A 16,685-nucleotide genomic window follows, 5' to 3' on the forward strand; every position below is an offset into this window, starting at 1 on the left:
CCCCCCCCCCCCCCCCCCCCCCCCCCCGCGGCCTGTTCGGAGATCCGCTTGAGGTAGGGCAGCTCCTTTTTCAGATCGCTGCGCACGCTCATGTGCCAGAAAAATTCCCCCAAAAAGAGCAGCTTGTGGATGGGGTCCTCCCGCACCAGGGCGGAGAAGAGCCGCCGCCAGGAGTAGATTTTCCGGCTGGCCCGGATGTGCTCCAGTTGGAGCTGGTAGGGGGTCATGCGGCGGGGGAAGTGGACGGCGTTGCCGTTGTATTTCGACCAGTCCTGGTGAAGCAGCCGGTCCCGGTTGGCCTCGTATACCGGCGTGCCGGGGACGAAGTACATACACTGGATCAGGGTGCCCTGGATGTGGTTCTGGATGACGAAGTCGGCCAGCTGGTCGCCCACGCCCGCCTCCTGGTCGTCGGAGCCCAGGATGAACAGCCCCCGGACGCTGAGGCCGTGGGCGCGGATGTTGCGGATGGCGTCGATGATCTCCTGCCGGGTGCTCTTCTTGTGGTAGGTGGCGAAGGAGGCGTCGTCCAGAAACTCGATGCCCAGATCCAGCTCGAAGAAGCCGGCCTGCCTGAGAAGGTCGAGCATCTCGTCGTCGAAGCCTACCTCGTACCGGGCCTGTACGTTGAAGCGGTAGCGGATGCCGCTGTCCACGATGGCCCGGAGGACGGACATGGCCCAGTCCCGGTCGGCGAAGAAGTTGTCGTCGGTGAGCCAGAGATCTTTGGCCAGCCGGACGTGGCCCCGGTGGAAGAAGCGGATGGACTCCCGGATGTCGGCCACCACATTTTCCGGCGAACGGGTGCGGACGCGGCGGCCGAAGTGGCGCACCAGGGCGCAGTAGTCGCAGTTGTGGGGGCAGCCCCGGGAGGCGTGCACCTGGGGCCAGAGGGTGCTGTGCCCCACCATTTTGGAATAATTGTGGACTAAATTACGGTCTGCAATCGTCTCGAAGCGCTCCGGCGGGGGCGGATAGCCGGTGGAGCGCAGCTCCTCCCCCTCCATCCAGGCCAGGCCGGGGAAGTCCGGCCGCTCCCCGCGGCCCACCGCCTCCACAAAGGCGCGGATGGTCTCGTCCCCCTCGCCCAGCAGCACATAGTCGCAGTGGCGCGCCGCCTCGGCGCAGTTCATGGAGGCGTGGAGACCGCCCAGCACCACCAGGCCCCGCCCGTGGGCCCGGAGGTGGTCGGCTAGCTCGTAGCCCCGGACGGCGGCGAAGGTGAAAATACCGATGAACACGATGTCCGCGTCCTCCACGTCGGCCAGGTCGATGCGGGAGATGGACTCGCTGTACATATAGGTGTCATCGACCAGCTCCTTGACAATGGTAGCCAGGGTGTTGAGTCCCACAGAGGGGGTGCGGATGTAGCGGTCGTAGACGAAGTAGTTGAGGGGCGTGGGCTTGTAGGGGCGGTTGCCCGGCTCGAGAAAACGGATTTTCATAGGATACCTCCTCGCCACGGCGGCTTGGGTATGGGGAGCTTGTTTTCCCTATTCTATCACTTTGTACCTGTGGATACAAGGAGAGGGAGGAAGACCGTCTGTTTGGGGGGAAAACCTCTCCTTGACGATGGCGGGCGGGCGTGGGATAATAAAAAGAAACCAATCTTTGGGGGAGACAGCATGATCAATCGGCTGGTGCGGCTTTTCATCCAGGACTGCGACAATGTGACGGACCCGGCGGTGCGGGAGAAGTACGGCGTCCTGTCCGGGGCGGTGGGGATTGTGCTCAATCTGCTGCTGTCTGCGGGCAAGTTCTTCGCCGGCGTGCTGACCGGCTCCATCGCCATCACGGCGGATGCCTTCAACAACCTGTCCGACGCGGGCTCGTCGGTGGTGACTCTGGTGGGCTTTAAGCTGGCGGGACAGAAGGCCGACGATGGACACCCCTTCGGCCACGGCCGGGCGGAGTACCTGGCGGGGCTGCTGGTGAGCCTGATGATCCTCCTGGTGGGGCTGGAGCTGGGCAAGACCTCCATCGGGAAGATCCTCCGCCCGGAGGCGGTGGACTTTTCGCTGGTGTCGGTGGCCATTCTGGCGGCTTCCATCCTGGTGAAGCTGTGGATGAGCCATTTCAACCGGGTATTGGGGAAGAAGCTCGGCTCGGCGGCCATGGCGGCCACCGCCGCCGACTCCCTCTCCGACGTGGTGGCGACCTCCGCCGTGTTGGCGGGCACCCTGGCTGGACACTTCGCCCACCTGAGCATCGACGGCTGGGCGGGGGCGGTGGTGGCCGTCTTTATTCTGAAGGCGGGTTGGGGAGCCGCCAAGGACACCATTAACCCCCTGCTGGGGGCCCGCCCCGACCCGGAGCTGGTCCACGCGATCCGGGAGGTGGTGCTGTCGCATCCCCAGGTGGTGGGAATGCACGACCTCATCATCCACGACTACGGCCCGGGGCGGCGGCTGTGCTCTTTCCACGCCGAGGTACCCCAGGACGCCGACATCCTGGAGGCCCACGACGCCATCGACCACATCGAGCGGGAGATCCAGCAGAAGTTCGGCATTGAGACCACGGCGCACATGGACCCCATCGCCACCGACGACGAGTCGGTGAACCGCCTGCGGGAACAGGTGGCGGCCCTGGCAAGGGCCGTGGAGCCGGAGATGACCATCCATGACTTCCGGGTGACCAAGGGGCCCCAGCACACCAACCTGATTTTTGACGTGGTGGTGCCCCACCGCTGCCGCCTGCGGGACGAGGAGCTCTGCGAACGCCTGTCCGGGGCGGTGCGTGCCCTGGACGAGCGGTATTTTGCGGTCATTCAGGTGGACCGGGCCTATGTGGAGACCCGGTAACCCCCTTTTACAAAAAATTCACCCTTGTGGGGAAAAAAGCCGGTATAATACCGGAGAGAACAACATAGAAAAGGACGGTGCGCTATGGCCAGGAAGGTCCTGATTGTGGAAGACGACTCCAACATTGCCGAGCTTCTCCACCTCTATCTGGAGAAGGAGGGCTTTGAGACAGCGGTGGCCGGGGACGGCGGCAAGGGGGTGGAGCTGTTCCGCTCCTTCCACCCGGAGCTGGTGCTGCTGGACATCATGCTGCCTGTAATGGACGGCTGGTCGGTGCTCAAGAAGATCCGGGAGAACGACAAGACCCCGGTGATCATGCTCACCGCCAAGGGGGAGACCCAGGACAAGGTGGCCGGGCTGGAGGGGGGCGCCGACGACTATATCGTCAAGCCCTTTGAGATGAAGGAGGTGCTGGCCCGCATCCACGCGGTGCTCCGCCGCTTCGGCGGCGAGGAGGAGGGGAGCGGCGAGAAAAAGCTTACCTTCGACAAGCTGGTCATCAACCTGGACTCCTATGAGCTGCTGGTGGACGGCAAGCGGGTGGATACGCCCCCCAAGGAGCTGGAGCTGCTCTACCACCTGGCGGCCTCCCCCAACCGGGTATTCACCCGCAACCAGCTGCTGGACGAGGTGTGGGGCTTCGACTACTTCGGCGACTCCCGTACCGTGGACGTGCATATCAAGCGCCTGCGGGAGAAGCTGGAGGGCGTCAGCGAGCAGTGGAGCCTCAAAACTGTGTGGGGTGTTGGTTACAAGTTCGAGGTTGTGAGCGGCGCATGAAGAGCCTGTACGGACGGCAGTTCCTGCTGACGGCGGGGATGATTCTCATCTCCTTCGCCCTGCTGGGGACCGCCTTTATCGGCCTGTCCTACCAGTATACAATCCGGGAAACCCGGGACTCCATGGAGCGCAACGCCGATTATGTGGCCGACTTCACCGCCAAGGTGCGGGCCGAAGGGATCGACGTGCGGGACATGGCCTACCAGCTCTATGTTGCCAATGTGGCCCACATCGCCAACGCCTTTGTCCTGGTCACCGAGGCGGATGGGGAGCTGGTACTCTGTTCCGATGGAGCGACAATCCAGAGCGGGCTGGGGGGGAACTATCTGCCCCAGTCCATCGTCAGCCAGCTCCAAAAGGAGGGCGGCTACAGCGGTATGACCACTCTGGGCGGCCTGTTTCCGGAGAAACGCTTTGTGGCGGGCACCCCCATCACGGTCAAAACGGTGAACCTGGCCACCGGGCAGACCGAGCAGACCATGATCGGCGTGGCCTATGTGGCGGCGGAGACCTCGGACATCACCGAGCTGTGGCAGGCGTTCATCTCCATCTTTTTCTTTACCGCCGTGGTGGTACTGTGCGTGGCTTTCATCACCAGCTCCATCACCTCCCTGCGGCTGACCAACCCCCTGAAGGAGATCGCCGAGACCGCCCGCAAATTCGGCCACGGCGAGTACGAGGTGCGGGTGCAGGGCTATGAGAAGCGGAAGGACGAGGTGGGCGAGCTGGCCGAGGCCTTCAACGCCATGGCCGACTCCATTGCCAAGAGCGAGGCCCGCCGCAGCGAGTTTGTGGCCAACATCTCCCACGAGCTCAAGACCCCCATGACCACCATCGCCGGCTTTTCCGACGGCATTCTGGATGGCACCATCCCGCCGGACAAGGAGCGCGCCGCCCTACAGACAATCTCCTCGGAAACCCGGCGGCTCTCCCGCCTGGTGCGGCGGATGCTGGATCTGTCCCGCCTCCAGTCGGCGGAGAATGTCACCGCCCAGGAGCAGTTCGACGTGTCCGAGGTCATGCTGCGGGTGCTGGTGAGCCTGGAGAACAAGATCAATGCCCGCCATCTGGACGTGGACACCCAGCTCCCCGACGGACCCGTGCTGGTGTGGGGGGATCCGGACGCCATCACCCAGGTGTGCTATAACCTGCTGGACAACGCCATCAAGTTCTCGGCCGAGGGGAGCACCATGGGCCTGTCCATCACTGCCAAGGGGGGCAAGGCCCACGTGGCGGTGCGCAACCACGGCGACACCATCCCCCCCGACGAGCTGGCCATGATCTTCGACCGCTTCCACAAGAGCGACAAATCCCGCTCCGTGGACCGGGAGGGCGTGGGCCTGGGGCTGTATATCGTCAAGACTATCCTCAACAACCACAAGGAGAACATTTCCGTTACCAGCCAGGACGGCGTGACGGAGTTCGTATTTACCCTGACGCTTGCATGACGCCCCGGCAGACGGGGCAAGAAGGAGGGCCCATGCGCGGCTACTATTACGATCAAACGGGGGAGGCCCCCCGGAGCACCCCGGCGCCGATTTCCGCAGGGCGCCGCCGGCGGTGGAGCGGCGCAGCGGCGGTGCTCCTCTTTCTCCTGACCATGGCCCTGCTGGGCGGCCTGACTGCGGCGGCGGGGCTGTGGAGCTACAGCCGCCTGGAGGAGCTGCCAGCGCTGGCCGACAGCACCTGGCAGCCCCTTCCCGTCCGGGAGGAGCTGCCGGAGGAAACCACTGTGGAACGAGCCCCCACCGGGGACGGCACCACCCTCACCATTTCCCCCCTGCCCAGCGGCGGGGCCCACAGCCTCCAGGAGATCTACCGGGAGAACATCGCCTCCATCGTCAGCATCCGGGGGAGCAAGGGGGACGGCATGAGCCTGGGCACCGGCGTGGTGATGTCGGAGGACGGGTATATCATCACCAACAGCCACGTCATTGAGGGATGCGGCGCCGTGGATGTGGTGCTCCAGGATGAGCGGGTGTTCCAGGCCCTGCTGGTGGGACAGGATGCACAGAGCGATCTGGCGGTGCTGAAGATCGACTGCGCCGGCCTGATGCCCGCCCAGTTCGGTGACTCCACCCTTCTGGAGGTGGGGGACACGGTGGCGGCCATCGGCAATCCGCTGGGGGAGGAGCTGCGGGGCACCATGACCGACGGCATCATCTCCGCCATCAACCGGGATGTGAACGTGGACGGGTACACCATGGTGCTGCTCCAGACCACCGCCGCCCTCAACTCGGGCAACTCTGGCGGGGCGCTCATCAACGACCGGGGACAGGTGGTTGGCATTACCAACCTGAAAATGCGGGCCTATGACAACACGGTAGAGGGCCTGGGCTTCGCCATTCCCACCACCACGGTCAAGACGGTGGTGGACGCCCTCATCGCCCACGGGCGGGTGGAGGGCCGGCCCACCATCGGCATCACCGGCTATACCGTGACGGAGGAGCTGGCGGAGGAGTACGGGTGCCCCCGGGGGGTGGCGGTACAGAGCGTCCGGGGGGGCTCCGACGCCCAACGGCAGGGCGTCCTGCCCAACGACGTGGTCGTGGCGGTCAACGGCGAGACGATCACCGACATGGACCAGCTCCAGGCGATCAAGGAGGGGCTGGCGGTGGGGGACGTGCTCACCTTCCGCCTCTGGCGCGGCGGCCACTACCTGGAGCGGGACGTGGCCCTGGTGGACCAGTACACGCTGGAGGAGTAGATAAAAAAAGAGCGCCCCGTCCTGGGGCGCCCAAGAGAGATGTGTGCGGGAGAATGGAAGAATCGCGGGTTGGAATTACACTCGCCTATTGGATAAGCTGTGCTCTTATCATACCATGATTTCCATAAAATGTCAAATAGAACTTTTGTCGAAAGGCGGCGAATGGCTAATGCTGATTCTCAACGGGGTAGTTCACCCCATGGACGGGCCGGTGATTCCCCGCGGCTTCGTGGCTTTTGAGGGGGAGAAGCTCACCGCCGTAGGGCCCATGGAGGCCCTGCCCGCCGGGGCGGAGGGCCCCGTGCTGGATGCGGAGGGGGGGCATATCCTGCCCGGCTTTATCGACGCCCACTGCCACCTGGGCCTGTTCGGGGATGCCCTGGGCTTTGAGGCGGACGACGGAAACGAGTCCACCGACCCCTGTACCCCCCAGCTCCGGGCCGTCGACGGGGTGAATCCCCTGGACCGGGGCTTCCGGGAGGCACGGGAGGGGGGCGTGACCACGGTGCTCACCGGCCCCGGCTCGGCCAACCCCATCGCCGGGCAGTTCCTGGCCCTCAAGACCGACGGCCGCTGGGTGGACGAGATGGTGCTCAAGGCCCCCGCCGCCATGAAGTTTGCCCTGGGGGAAAATCCCAAGTCGGTCTACAACGACCGGAAGGAGACGCCGGTGACCCGTATGGCCACCGCGGCCCTCATCCGGGAGCACCTGGCCAAAGCCCAGGAGTACCAGGACAAGCAGGCCAAGGCGGACGGAGATCCCGACCAGGACATGCCCGATTACGACGCCAAGCTGGAGGCGCTGGTGCCGGTGGTGGCGGGAGAGCTGCCCGCCCACTTCCACGCCCACCGGGCCGACGACATCGCTACCGCCGTGCGCCTCAGCCGGGAGTTCGGGCTGAAGCTGGTGGTGGTTCACGGCACGGAGGGCTATCTGGTGCCCGGGCTGCTGGCGGAGGCGGGGGTGCCGGTCATCACCGGGCCCTGCCTCACCGACCGCTCCAAGCCGGAGCTGGTGGGCCAGACCTTGGACAACCCGGCCCTGCTCCACCGGGCGGGGGTGAAGATCGCCATCTGCACCGACCACCCGGAAACGCCCATCCAGTACCTCCCCCTCTGCGCGGCCATGGCCGTGCGGGGGGGCCTGGACCCGGAGGAGGCCCTGGCGGCCATCACCAGCAGCGCCGCCGAGATTGCGGGCCTCTCCAAGCGGGTGGGCACCCTCACCCCCGGCAAGGACGCCGACGTGGTGGTGACCAGCGGCCACCCCTTTGACTGGAACGGCAGCATCCGGGCCGTCTTTCTCAACGGCCGGCGGGTCAAATAATCAGCCTGGGCCCTGTCCGTATGGACAGGGCCCAGGCTGTACCTTACAGGAAAATGTACTTGAGCAGAAAGACCAGGGCCAGTACCGCCAGCACGGGGCTGACCTTCTTCCGGCTCTCCGCGCCGGTAAAGAGGTGGACGGCCACATAGGAGATGGTGCCCACGGCAATGCCCTCGGAGATGGAGTAGCAGAAGGGCATGGCCACCATGGTCAGATAGGCGGGAAGGCTCTCCCGCCAGTCCGCCGGGTCCAGCGCCCGGAGACTGCCGAGCATGCTCAGTCCCACGATGACCAGCGCCGGAGCGGTGGCAAAGCCGGGCACCGCCAGAAACAGGGGAGAGAGGAAGAGGGACAGGAGAAACATCAGGGCCGTGACCACGCTGGTGAGGCCGGTGCGGCCGCCGGCGGCGATGCCCGCCGCGCTCTCGGCAAAGGTCGTGGTGGTGGAGGTGCCCAGCACCGCGCCCACGGAGGTGCCCACCGCGTCGGAGAGCAGCGCGCCCCGGATGCGGGGCAGGCGTCCGTTCTCATCCAGCATGTGCCCCTGGGAGGCCATGCCGATAATGCCGCCCAGGGTGTCGAATACATCTACAAAGAGGAAGGAGAGCACCACTGTCAGAAAATTGAGGGTGAACAGCCCAGTGAAGTCCATCTGCATAAAGGTGGGAGCCAGGCTGGGGACGGCCAGACCAGCGGAGAAGTCGGGCAGGACGCTGGCCATGCCCAGCTCGGCGTTGGGGACATAGAGGCCGGTGAGCTGACAGAGGATGGCCGCCCCCCACACGGCCAGGATGCCCAGCAGCAGGGCGCCCCTCACCCTGCGGATAGTGAGGATGGCGGTGAGGAGGATTCCGGCGAAGGCCAGCACCGCCCCCAGGCCCACGGAACGTATCTCCCCGGAGGCGATGGCCTCCCGGAAGGGGTAGACCGACAGCATGGTGGAGGGGTCGGCCACGATCAGCTTGGAGTTCTGAAGGCCGATGAAGAGGATGAACAGGCCGATGCCCCAGGTGACGCCCAGCTTTAGAGGCCGGGGGATGGAGTTGAAGATGGCCTCCCGCACCGAAGTGACGGAGAGGACAATGAAGAGCAGGCCCTCCAGGAAGACCGCAGCCAGGGCCATCTGCCAGGAGTAGCCCTGCTTGATGACCACGGTGTAGGCGAAGTAGGCGTTCAGCCCCATGCCCGGGGCCAGGGCGAAGGGATAGTTGGAGAGCAGGGCCATGAGCAGGGTAGCGGCGCAGGCGGCCAGAGCGGAGGCGGTAAAGACCGCGCCCCGGTCCATGCCGGCGGCGCCCAGAATGGCCGGGTTGACCGCCAGGATATACGCCATGGTGACAAAGGTGGTCAGGCCGGCGAAGCACTCCCGGCGGACCGTGGTGCCGTTCTCCTTCAGATGAAAGAGCCGGTCGGCAAGTACAGATTTCACACCAACACCTCACAATAGAACAACTTGTGACACAACATTCCTTATTATAGGAAATTCATGGACACCTGTAAAGAGTAAAAAAGAGCGGAAGGGCCGCGCCCTTCCGCTCTTTTTTGTTTGTATCCCCCTCAGGCGCGGGCCATGTGGGCCGCACGGTTGCGCTGCTGGATCTCCAGCATCCGCATGGCGTAGAGGGAGTCGGTGATCACCTTCAGAGGCTTGGAGTAGTCCAGCGCGAAAAGCCCCAAAAACGAGCGGGCATCCACCCGGATGGAGTCGTCTTCATTGGCAATATATACGGGCTTATCCGCCTGAACGGCCAGCCGCTGCAGCTCTGCAAGCTCAGAGATGGAATCAAACTTCAATTCCAGTACCATAAATCATACCTCCTTTATGGGCTGTTTAAAGTATAGTATGGGCATGGGAATAAAACAATAGGCAGACTCACCGAAATCAGAGGTGGGTGGACAAGAAAATGCGTACAAAAACGATGTGTCAACTGATTAAGGGTAAAAACCGGGTGGGTTTTCGTAAAAAAATAACAAGAAAAGGCATCTTAAGTGGAGGGAAAGGAAATTAACACGCGGTTAAACTCAAAAAGAAATTATTGACATATGCCAAAAACGTGTTATAATAAATGGCATAAGCCGGAAACGGAGGAGACGCTATGCCCAGACCCAAAAAATACAGACGCATCTGTGCCCTGCCCCGATGCAGCAGCTTCGGCCCCCTGGAGGGGGCGGCGGACGGCCGGGTGGAGATGGCGGTGGAGGAGTACGAGGCCATCCGCCTCATCGACCTGCTGGGCTGCACCCAGGAGGAGTGCGCCGCCCAGATGGGGGTGGCCCGCTCCACGGTGCAGCAGGTGTACGACACCGCCCGGCGCAGGCTGGCCCAGGCCCTGGTGGAGGGGAGGCGCCTGCACATCTCCGGCGGAGACTATGTGCTCTGTCCCCGGGGAGAGGAGTGTCCCGGCCGGGACTGCGCCCGGCGGGATTGCGGTATGGGACGCTGTGGCTGCGGCGCGTGCCTGCGGTCCAAGGAGAATTAGGAGGTTATGAAAATGAAAATCGCGGTTACCTATGAAAACGGACAGGTTTTTCAGCACTTCGGCCATACGGAGCAGTTCAAAATCTACGAGGCGGCGGAGGGCAAGGTGGTCTCCGCCCGGGTGGTGGAGACAGGCGGCTCCGGCCATGGTGCCCTGGCGGGTTTCCTGCGGGGACTTGGAGTGGACACCCTGATCTGCGGCGGCATCGGCGGCGGCGCCCGCAGCGCCCTGGCTGAGGCGGGGATTCAGCTCTACCCCGGTGCGTCCGGCAGTGCGGACGCCCAGGTGGAGGCCCTGCTGGCTGGCAGCCTGGCCTACGATCCCAACACCGTATGCAGCCACCACGACCACGGTGAGGGGCATACCTGCGGACACCATCACGAGGGCGGTCACACCTGCGGCGGCCATGACCACGGCTGCGGACATCACGGCTGATTGGGCATAGAACCAAAAAATTCATAAAATAAGCTGTGACAATTGGGAAACTTCGTGGTATAATCAAAGCAAGGAGGCCGGGCCTCCCGGTCTCCGGACCATAACCCTCTCCGGAGGGTGGAAGGAGCTGAAAACTATGAAGTTCGTGTTCACAGACAAAAAGGTCAACCTGCCCAACAAGGTCCACGCCTATGCGGAGAAAAAGGTGGGTAAATTAGACCGTTATTTTAAGGCGGACGCGGAGGCCGCCATCGTCTTCAGCGTGGAGAAGGACCGGAACAACGTGGAGCTCACCGTGCGCTCCGGCAGCACGATCATCCGCGTGTCTGAGAGTACCTCCGATATGTTTGCTACCATCGACGCGGCGGTCTCCTCGGTAGAGCGCCAGCTTCGCAAAAATAAGGCCCGCTTGGAGAAGCGGCTGCGCCAGGATGCATTCGTCCGAACCGTGGATGCCGAAGAGGTTTCCTCCTTTGCCCCTGAGGAGGAAGAGGAGGAATTCCGGATTGTCCGCACCAAGCGATTCCCCATCAAGCACATGACGGTGGAGGAGGCGGTGCTCCAGATGAACCTGGTGGATCACACCTTCTTTGCCTTCAAGAACGCGGATGACGACGGAGCTTTTGCCGTGGTCTACAAGCGCAATGACGGCGGCTACGGCCTGATCGAGGACGATACCTGACCGAGGAAAACGGGGGCCCCGCCGCGCGGCCGCCGTTTTTAACATCCCCTTGACAATGGGGGATGATTTGCTATAATAGGGATGCTTGCTCGGAGGGCAACTCATTCAGTGGAAATGAGGAGCCGGATAAGGCACGGACTGAGAAGTCCGCACCTTGTCCGGCTTTTTTGCTGTGCAAACGCATAGCAGACCTGGCCATGTACCCGCTTACAGCGGCACGGCCATGGGATGACAGCGCGTGGGCCGGGACGGCCCACATGCGCAAAAACTTCATGCACCCAGGCCCTTGCATCGTTTTGTGGTGTGTTCTGTGTGCATGAAGCCCTATGCCGGAGGAGCGAAGCTCATTGGGAGAAAACGGAGGATAGAATCACATGAAACGAACGAACCGACTGACGGAGGGGAACATCCTACACACCCTCATCCGCTTTGCCGTTCCGGTCTTTTTCACGCTGTTTCTTCAGGCGCTGTACGGCGGCGTGGACCTGCTGGTGGTGGGGCAGTTTGCCGCCACCGCCGATGTCTCCGGCGTCGCCACCGGAAGCATGCTCATGTCCACCGTGACCATGGTGATCACCGGCCTGTCCATGGGCATCACCATTCTGGTGGGCGAGCGCATCGGGCGGGGTGAGCCGGACGAGGCCGGAAGGGCCATCGGCGGCGGCATCTGCCTGTTCGCGGTGTTCGGGGTGCTGCTGATGGTGGTACTGCTGGCCGGAGCCGAGACCCTTGCCCGCCTTTTGCACGCGCCAGAGGAGGCCTTTGCCGAAACGGTGGAGTACATCCGCATCTGCGGCGGCGGCAGCCTGTTCATCGTGGCCTACAACGTGCTGGGGGCGGTGTTCCGGGGCATCGGTGACGCCCGGACGCCGCTGTTCACGGTGATGCTGGCCTGTGTGATCAACATCGGGGGCGACCTGCTGCTGGTGGAGGGCTTTCACCTGGGCGCGGCCGGCGCCGCCCTGGCCACGGTGGCCGCCCAGGCGGTCAGCGTGGTGGTCTCCCTGGCGGTTATCCGCCGCCGGAAGGACCGGCTGCCCTCCCACTTCTCCCGCCGGAGCGTCCGCTTTGACGGGCGCATCATCGCGCTGGAGCTGAGGCTGGGCCTGCCGGTGGCCCTGCAGGAGCTGCTGGTGGGCACCTCCTTCCTGGTGATCCAGACCATCGTGAACACCTTCGGCGTCACGGCCTCCGCCGGCGTGGGCGTGGCGGAAAAGGTGTGCGTGTTCCTCATGCTGGTGCCCTCGGCCTATATGCACTCCATGTCCGCCTTTGTAGCCCAGAACATGGGGGCCGGCCAGCCCCGCCGGGCCAAGCGGGCGCTGGGCTACGGTATCCTGACCGCTTTCGCCGCCGGACTGGTGATGGCCTGGCTGGCCTTTTTCCACGGCGACACCCTGTCCCTGCTGTTTGCCAAGGACGCGGCGGTGGCTGCCGCGTCCCACAGCTATCTCAAGGCCTACGCCATCGACTGCATGCTAACCCCCTTCCTGTTCTGCTTCATGGGCTACTACAACGGCTGTGAGAAGACCCTCTTTGTCATGATTCAGGGGATCATCGGCGCCTTCGGCGTGCGCATCCCCATCGCCTATCTGGTCAGCCGAATCCCCGGGGCCACCCTGTTCCAGATTGGGCTGGGCACCCCCGCCTCCAGCACGGTGCAGATTGTCCTGTGTCTGGCGATGTTCCTCTACCTGGAGCGCCGCCAGCGCCGGGAGGCCCTGTGCGGGGCGGTTACTGGGCCATAAACCGGGCCAGAAATTCCCGGGTTCTGGGCTGGCTGGGGGACGAGAAGAAGGCGTCGGGGGCGCCTGACTCACAGATCCGGCCGTCAGCCATGAAAACCACCTGGCTGCTCACGTCGCGGGCAAAGGCCATCTCGTGGGTGACCACCAGCATGGTCATGCCGCTGGCGGCCAGCGCCCGCATGACGGCCAGCACCTCTCCTACCATCTCGGGGTCCAGGGCGGAGGTGGGCTCGTCGAAGAGGAGCACCTCCGGCTCCATGGCCAGGGCGCGGGCAATGGCCACCCGCTGCTTCTGGCCGCCGGAGAGCTGCCTGGGCCTGGCATTGATGTAGGGCGCCATGCCCACCTGCTCCAGGTAGCGCAGGGCCCTGGCCCGCGCCTCCTCACGGCTCCGGCGGAGCACCTTTACCGGTCCCGCCATGCAGTTCTCCAGCACGTTCATATTGGAAAAGAGGTTGAAAGACTGAAAGACCATCCCCACCCGGGTCCGGTAAGCGGAGGCGTCCGTCCCCCGGCCGGTGATGGACCGGCTGTGGAAGCGGACCTCCCCCTGATTGGGGCGCTCCAGCAGGTTGATGCACCGCAGCAGGGTGGACTTGCCGGAGCCGGAGGAGCCCAGAATACTGGTGACATCGCCGGGGTGGACAGTGAAGTTCACATCCCGGAGGACCTGGTGCGTCCCAAAGGACTTGGAGAGGTGGCACACCTCCAGAATGGGTTCCAAGGTCATGTCAGCGCCCCCCCTTCGTCCTGGGGGCGGGTCCGGCGGCGGTAGGTGCCGGCGGTCATGGTCAGGGCGTCGGCCTGGACCAGCTCGTAGCTGCTCTCCCCGTCCATCCGCCGCTCCGCCAGCCGCAGCAGGGCGGAGGCCGCCAGCGTCATGCAAAGGTAGCCCAGCATCTCGATGGCCGCGGAGGGGAAGTACATGGGGTTGACGCCGGTGATGTAGCGGTGGGCGGCGAAGAACTCGGTGAAGCCGATGATAAACATCACCGAGGTGTCCTTGACGTTGATGATGAAGTTATTGCCGATCTGGGGCATGATATTGCGCAGGGCCTGGGGGAGGATGACGTTCACCATGGTCTGTACGTGGCTCATGCCGATAGCTTTGGCCCCCTCGGTCTGGCCGGGGTCAACGGAGAGGATGCCGCCGCGGACCGACTCGGCCATGTAGGCGCCGGTATTGATGGAGACCACCAGAAGGGCGGCGGCCCAGACGTTGTCAAAGCGCATGGCGTTGTTGGTGAAGTAGGGCAGGCCGTAGTAGAGGAACACAGCCTGGAGCACCATGGGGGTGCCCCGAAAGACCTCCACATAGATACGGATCACGGCCCGGAGCAGCCATAGCAGGACTCGCCGGGGCAGGCGGTCCTGTGGGTGGATGGGGATGGTGTTGAGCAGGCCGCAGGCCAGGCCGATCAGGCAGCCGAGGACGGTGGCCGCCACGGCCAGAAGCAGGGTGTTCACCACGCCGCTCAGGTAGAGGGGGGCGTACCTGGCCCACAGGAGCGCCATGTCCTGTCCGAGTGCGAGAACGCGTTCCATGGCTTACACCTCGGGCTGGACGGCTATGGCCTGGTCCATCAGGGTGTTGAAGTCGTCGGCGGTCATCCCGTCCAGTACGGCGTTTATGGCGTCCAGCAGTTCGGTGCTGCCCTTGGCCACGGACATGCCGATGTTCACGTTTTCGGCCCGCTCCGCCTCAGAGGCAAACTGGAAGTCGCCTTCGGTGCCGGCGAAGTTGAGCACGATGAGGTCAGAGTCGTTTGCTGCTGCGGCGGTGGCGGTGGGCAGGTCGGTGCAGACGAAGTCCACCGCGCCGGTCTGGAGCTGCATGACCATGGCGGGGGCGGTCTCCGCGGCGGTCTGGATCTGGGCATCGGGGATCTGGGGCAGACAGGTGTCGTACCAGATGGTGCCCGACTGGGCGGTGCAGCGGCCGCCCGCCAGGTCGGCGATGCCTTGGGCGGCGGCGTAGGCGCTGCCGGCGGTGGTGAGGCAGACGATGTCGGCGTAGTAGTAGGGGCCCGCCATGTCCACCTGGGCCATACGGTCGGCGGTCATGGATTGGCCCGCGATGGCCACGTCGATGGTGCCGCTCTGGAGGGCGGGGATGAGGGAATCCCAGGCGGTGGAAACCACCTCCAGCTCCCAGCCGTTGGCGTCACAGATGCGCTGGGCGATCATCACATCATAGCCGTTGGCATAGGCCCCCGGCACGTTGGAGACGGGCACCGCGCCGTTGGAGTCGTCCATCTGGGTCCAGTTGTAGGGGGCATAGGCGCACTCCATGCCCACCGTGAGCACGCCGTCCTCCACGCCGCCGGACGGTGCGCCGGATGCGGCGGGGGGCGTGGATGCGGCCGGGGCGGGGCTCTGAGCGGTTCCGCCGCCGGAGCCGCAGGCGGCCAGAGTGAGGGAGAGAGAAGCGGTGAGGGACAGGGCGGCGAGGGTGTTTCGATTCATGTTTGTTTCCTCCAGTCTAGTTTTTCGGCGCTTTTTTAACAAAAAAAGCGCCATGAACCTTCCTGGTGGAAGCGTTCATGGCGACAAAGAGCGTCGAAAACCGGCCTCCCTCGGGCGCGGCGGTACCGGGGAGCGGCAGTACCGGCTCCAGGGCATGCGGGCAGAGGGAAGCACAGCGACGAAAGCCCTTGGCCTCAATGATAGCGCTCCACACAGATGATATGTGGCAGTCCGTGAGATGTTATCCCAACGGCCCAGGCAACCGGTCCTCCAGGCAGGGGACCGGCCCTTCGGCGGAAGGGCCCTTTCTCCGGCGGGGTGCTCTGCCCCATTGCAGGGTATGCCGGATACTCTTGCGATTCCGCGCCTCTATCATTGCAGCGGGGGTAATCCGCAACAACTGGTTCTTGCGGTTTATTATAGGCGTGCCCGCCGCCCGGCGTCAAGGGAAAAGATCACCGCATCTCGTCCTGTGAAATCAAAAAAGATTGGAAAAAGCGACAAACATTTTGAATTTACTCCAGGGGATAGACCTGCCAAGGTGTGGGGGAGGGGATGGGAACGGGAACCACCACCCCGCCGCCGGCCTCCCCTTCCGCCGGAGGCTCGTGCCCTGTTATGGGATGAATTCTGGCGTTCAGATGCTCTGTGGTGAAGCCGCTGTCGGCACCGGTGCCGTACCACGCCAGCACCTCGGTCAGCCAGGTGGACTGTCCGGCATCGGGGGAGAGGTATTCAAAGGAGACGCCGGTGCCGCCCGCCAGGAAGTCGGCGGCGCAGGTAGTCAGCGTCCGGCCGTCAGACTGGCCGCGGAAGGAGGCCGTGGTGACGGGAATGCCGTTGACCGCCTGGGTAGCGGCCTCCTGATACACCACACTGCGGGGGGGGAGCCGGCCGGGGGAGAGGGCGAGCCGCAGGCGGTCGTCCCCGCGCACACCGGTGATCACCACCTGCAATACATCTCCCTTCTCGTTGTAAAAAACTTGGCCGTCCAGTCCATAGCCCTCCCACAGCAGGGACCAGGGAACCTCCCCCGTCCCCCCCAGAGCGGTGATGATCTCCTGGGCGGTCAGCTTCTCCTCAAAGGAACTCACACCCCAATCCCGGTCCGTCAACCGGGGAGAGAAATCAGTGCAGTCGGGGAAATTTAGGGCGGGTATGTCGAAGAAGTTGTGGGCCTCCCCTTCGGCAAAGGGCCCGGGGCCCACAGTGAGGGTGTGCTCCCAAGCGGGAGAAGATGCAGCCGGGGCGGGGGTGGC

16 protein-coding genes and 1 riboswitch are annotated in these 16,685 nt (G+C 64.1%); of the genes, 9 read left to right on the forward strand and 7 right to left on the reverse strand.

The features are described 5' to 3' along the window. A partial coding sequence (locus ACESY8_RS17240; protein ID WP_498794897.1) for a B12-binding domain-containing radical SAM protein occupies positions 1–1,445 on the reverse strand: 1,445 nt, incomplete at its 3' end. Positions 1,446–1,625: 180 nt separating this feature from the next. Here ACESY8_RS17240 and ACESY8_RS17245 point away from each other — a divergent pair. The 5 genes from ACESY8_RS17245 to ACESY8_RS17265 all read left to right on the forward strand — a co-directional run bounded on the left by ACESY8_RS17245 (position 1,626) and on the right by ACESY8_RS17265 (position 7,615). Beyond that, positions 1,626–2,801 carry a cation diffusion facilitator family transporter gene (locus ACESY8_RS17245; protein ID WP_054339376.1) on the forward strand — a complete coding sequence of 392 codons (1,176 nt, stop codon included), beginning with the start codon at positions 1,626–1,628 and terminating at the stop codon, positions 2,799–2,801. An 84-nt stretch (positions 2,802–2,885) separates the two neighbouring features. Next, positions 2,886–3,581, forward strand: a complete 696-nt coding sequence (locus ACESY8_RS17250; RefSeq protein WP_172698455.1) for a response regulator transcription factor — start codon at positions 2,886–2,888, stop codon at positions 3,579–3,581. Further along, on the forward strand, positions 3,578–5,029 hold the full coding sequence (locus tag ACESY8_RS17255) for a sensor histidine kinase (RefSeq protein WP_009259159.1): 1,452 nt from the start codon (positions 3,578–3,580) through the stop codon (positions 5,027–5,029). Before ACESY8_RS17250 ends, ACESY8_RS17255 begins: the two co-directional genes overlap by 4 nt. 32 nt (positions 5,030–5,061) lie before the next feature. Beyond that, a complete protein-coding gene (locus ACESY8_RS17260; protein ID WP_243427669.1) occupies positions 5,062–6,288 on the forward strand; it encodes a S1C family serine protease in 1,227 nt (408 codons plus the stop codon). A gap of 169 nt (positions 6,289–6,457) precedes the next feature. Continuing rightward, positions 6,458–7,615 carry an amidohydrolase gene (locus tag ACESY8_RS17265; protein ID WP_226907637.1) on the forward strand — a complete coding sequence of 386 codons (1,158 nt, stop codon included), beginning with the start codon at positions 6,458–6,460 and terminating at the stop codon, positions 7,613–7,615. Between the two features lie 43 nt (positions 7,616–7,658). Here the strand turns inward: ACESY8_RS17265 and ACESY8_RS17270 are convergent, their stop codons facing one another. Next, positions 7,659–9,044 carry an NCS2 family permease gene (locus tag ACESY8_RS17270; RefSeq protein ID WP_131970865.1) on the reverse strand — a complete coding sequence of 462 codons (1,386 nt, stop codon included), beginning with the start codon at positions 9,042–9,044 and terminating at the stop codon, positions 7,659–7,661. 128 nt (positions 9,045–9,172) lie between these two features. Further along, positions 9,173–9,421: a hypothetical protein gene (locus tag ACESY8_RS17275; protein ID WP_007491929.1), complete on the reverse strand. Its 249-nt coding sequence runs from the start codon at positions 9,419–9,421 to the stop codon at positions 9,173–9,175. Between the two features lie 290 nt (positions 9,422–9,711). On the opposite strand from ACESY8_RS17275, the gene ACESY8_RS17280 reads away from it, so the two are divergent. The 4 genes from ACESY8_RS17280 (at position 9,712) to ACESY8_RS17295 (ending at position 12,960) form a co-directional block, all read left to right on the forward strand. Beyond that, the gene (locus ACESY8_RS17280; protein ID WP_204682126.1) at positions 9,712–10,095 is read left to right on the forward strand and encodes a DUF134 domain-containing protein; all 384 of its coding nucleotides are present in this window, start codon (positions 9,712–9,714) and stop codon (positions 10,093–10,095) included. Positions 10,096–10,107: 12 nt separating this feature from the next. Further along, on the forward strand, positions 10,108–10,530 hold the full coding sequence (locus tag ACESY8_RS17285; RefSeq protein ID WP_039997212.1) for a NifB/NifX family molybdenum-iron cluster-binding protein: 423 nt from the start codon (positions 10,108–10,110) through the stop codon (positions 10,528–10,530). A 136-nt stretch (positions 10,531–10,666) separates the two neighbouring features. Continuing rightward, complete coding sequence (gene hpf / locus ACESY8_RS17290; RefSeq protein WP_007491917.1) at positions 10,667–11,212, forward strand: ribosome hibernation-promoting factor, HPF/YfiA family; 546 nt, start codon at positions 10,667–10,669, stop codon at positions 11,210–11,212. A 374-nt stretch (positions 11,213–11,586) separates the two neighbouring features. Further along, complete coding sequence (locus ACESY8_RS17295; RefSeq protein WP_498794898.1) at positions 11,587–12,960, forward strand: MATE family efflux transporter; 1,374 nt, start codon at positions 11,587–11,589, stop codon at positions 12,958–12,960. Here the strand turns inward: ACESY8_RS17295 and ACESY8_RS17300 are convergent. The 4 genes from ACESY8_RS17300 to ACESY8_RS17315 form a co-directional block, all read right to left on the reverse strand. Next, the gene (locus ACESY8_RS17300) at positions 12,947–13,690 is read right to left on the reverse strand and encodes an amino acid ABC transporter ATP-binding protein (protein WP_207753767.1); all 744 of its coding nucleotides are present in this window, start codon (positions 13,688–13,690) and stop codon (positions 12,947–12,949) included. The genes ACESY8_RS17295 and ACESY8_RS17300 overlap by 14 nt on opposite strands. Further along, positions 13,687–14,505 carry an amino acid ABC transporter permease gene (locus ACESY8_RS17305; protein WP_087360353.1) on the reverse strand — a complete coding sequence of 273 codons (819 nt, stop codon included), beginning with the start codon at positions 14,503–14,505 and terminating at the stop codon, positions 13,687–13,689. The genes ACESY8_RS17300 and ACESY8_RS17305 overlap by 4 nt, the downstream gene beginning before the upstream one ends. A gap of 3 nt (positions 14,506–14,508) precedes the next feature. Continuing rightward, complete coding sequence (locus ACESY8_RS17310; RefSeq protein ID WP_154250379.1) at positions 14,509–15,426, reverse strand: transporter substrate-binding domain-containing protein; 918 nt, start codon at positions 15,424–15,426, stop codon at positions 14,509–14,511. 193 nt (positions 15,427–15,619) lie between these two features. Then, positions 15,620–15,806: riboswitch (Lysine riboswitch) on the reverse strand. Positions 15,807–15,941: 135 nt separating this feature from the next. Continuing rightward, positions 15,942–16,685: hypothetical protein (locus ACESY8_RS17315; protein WP_498794899.1), on the reverse strand; the 744-nt coding region annotated here is incomplete at its 5' end.

It is taken from the genome of Clostridium sp. ATCC BAA-442 (assembly GCF_964239415.1).
Classification (GTDB): Bacteria; Bacillota; Clostridia; order Oscillospirales; family Oscillospiraceae; genus Flavonifractor; species Flavonifractor plautii.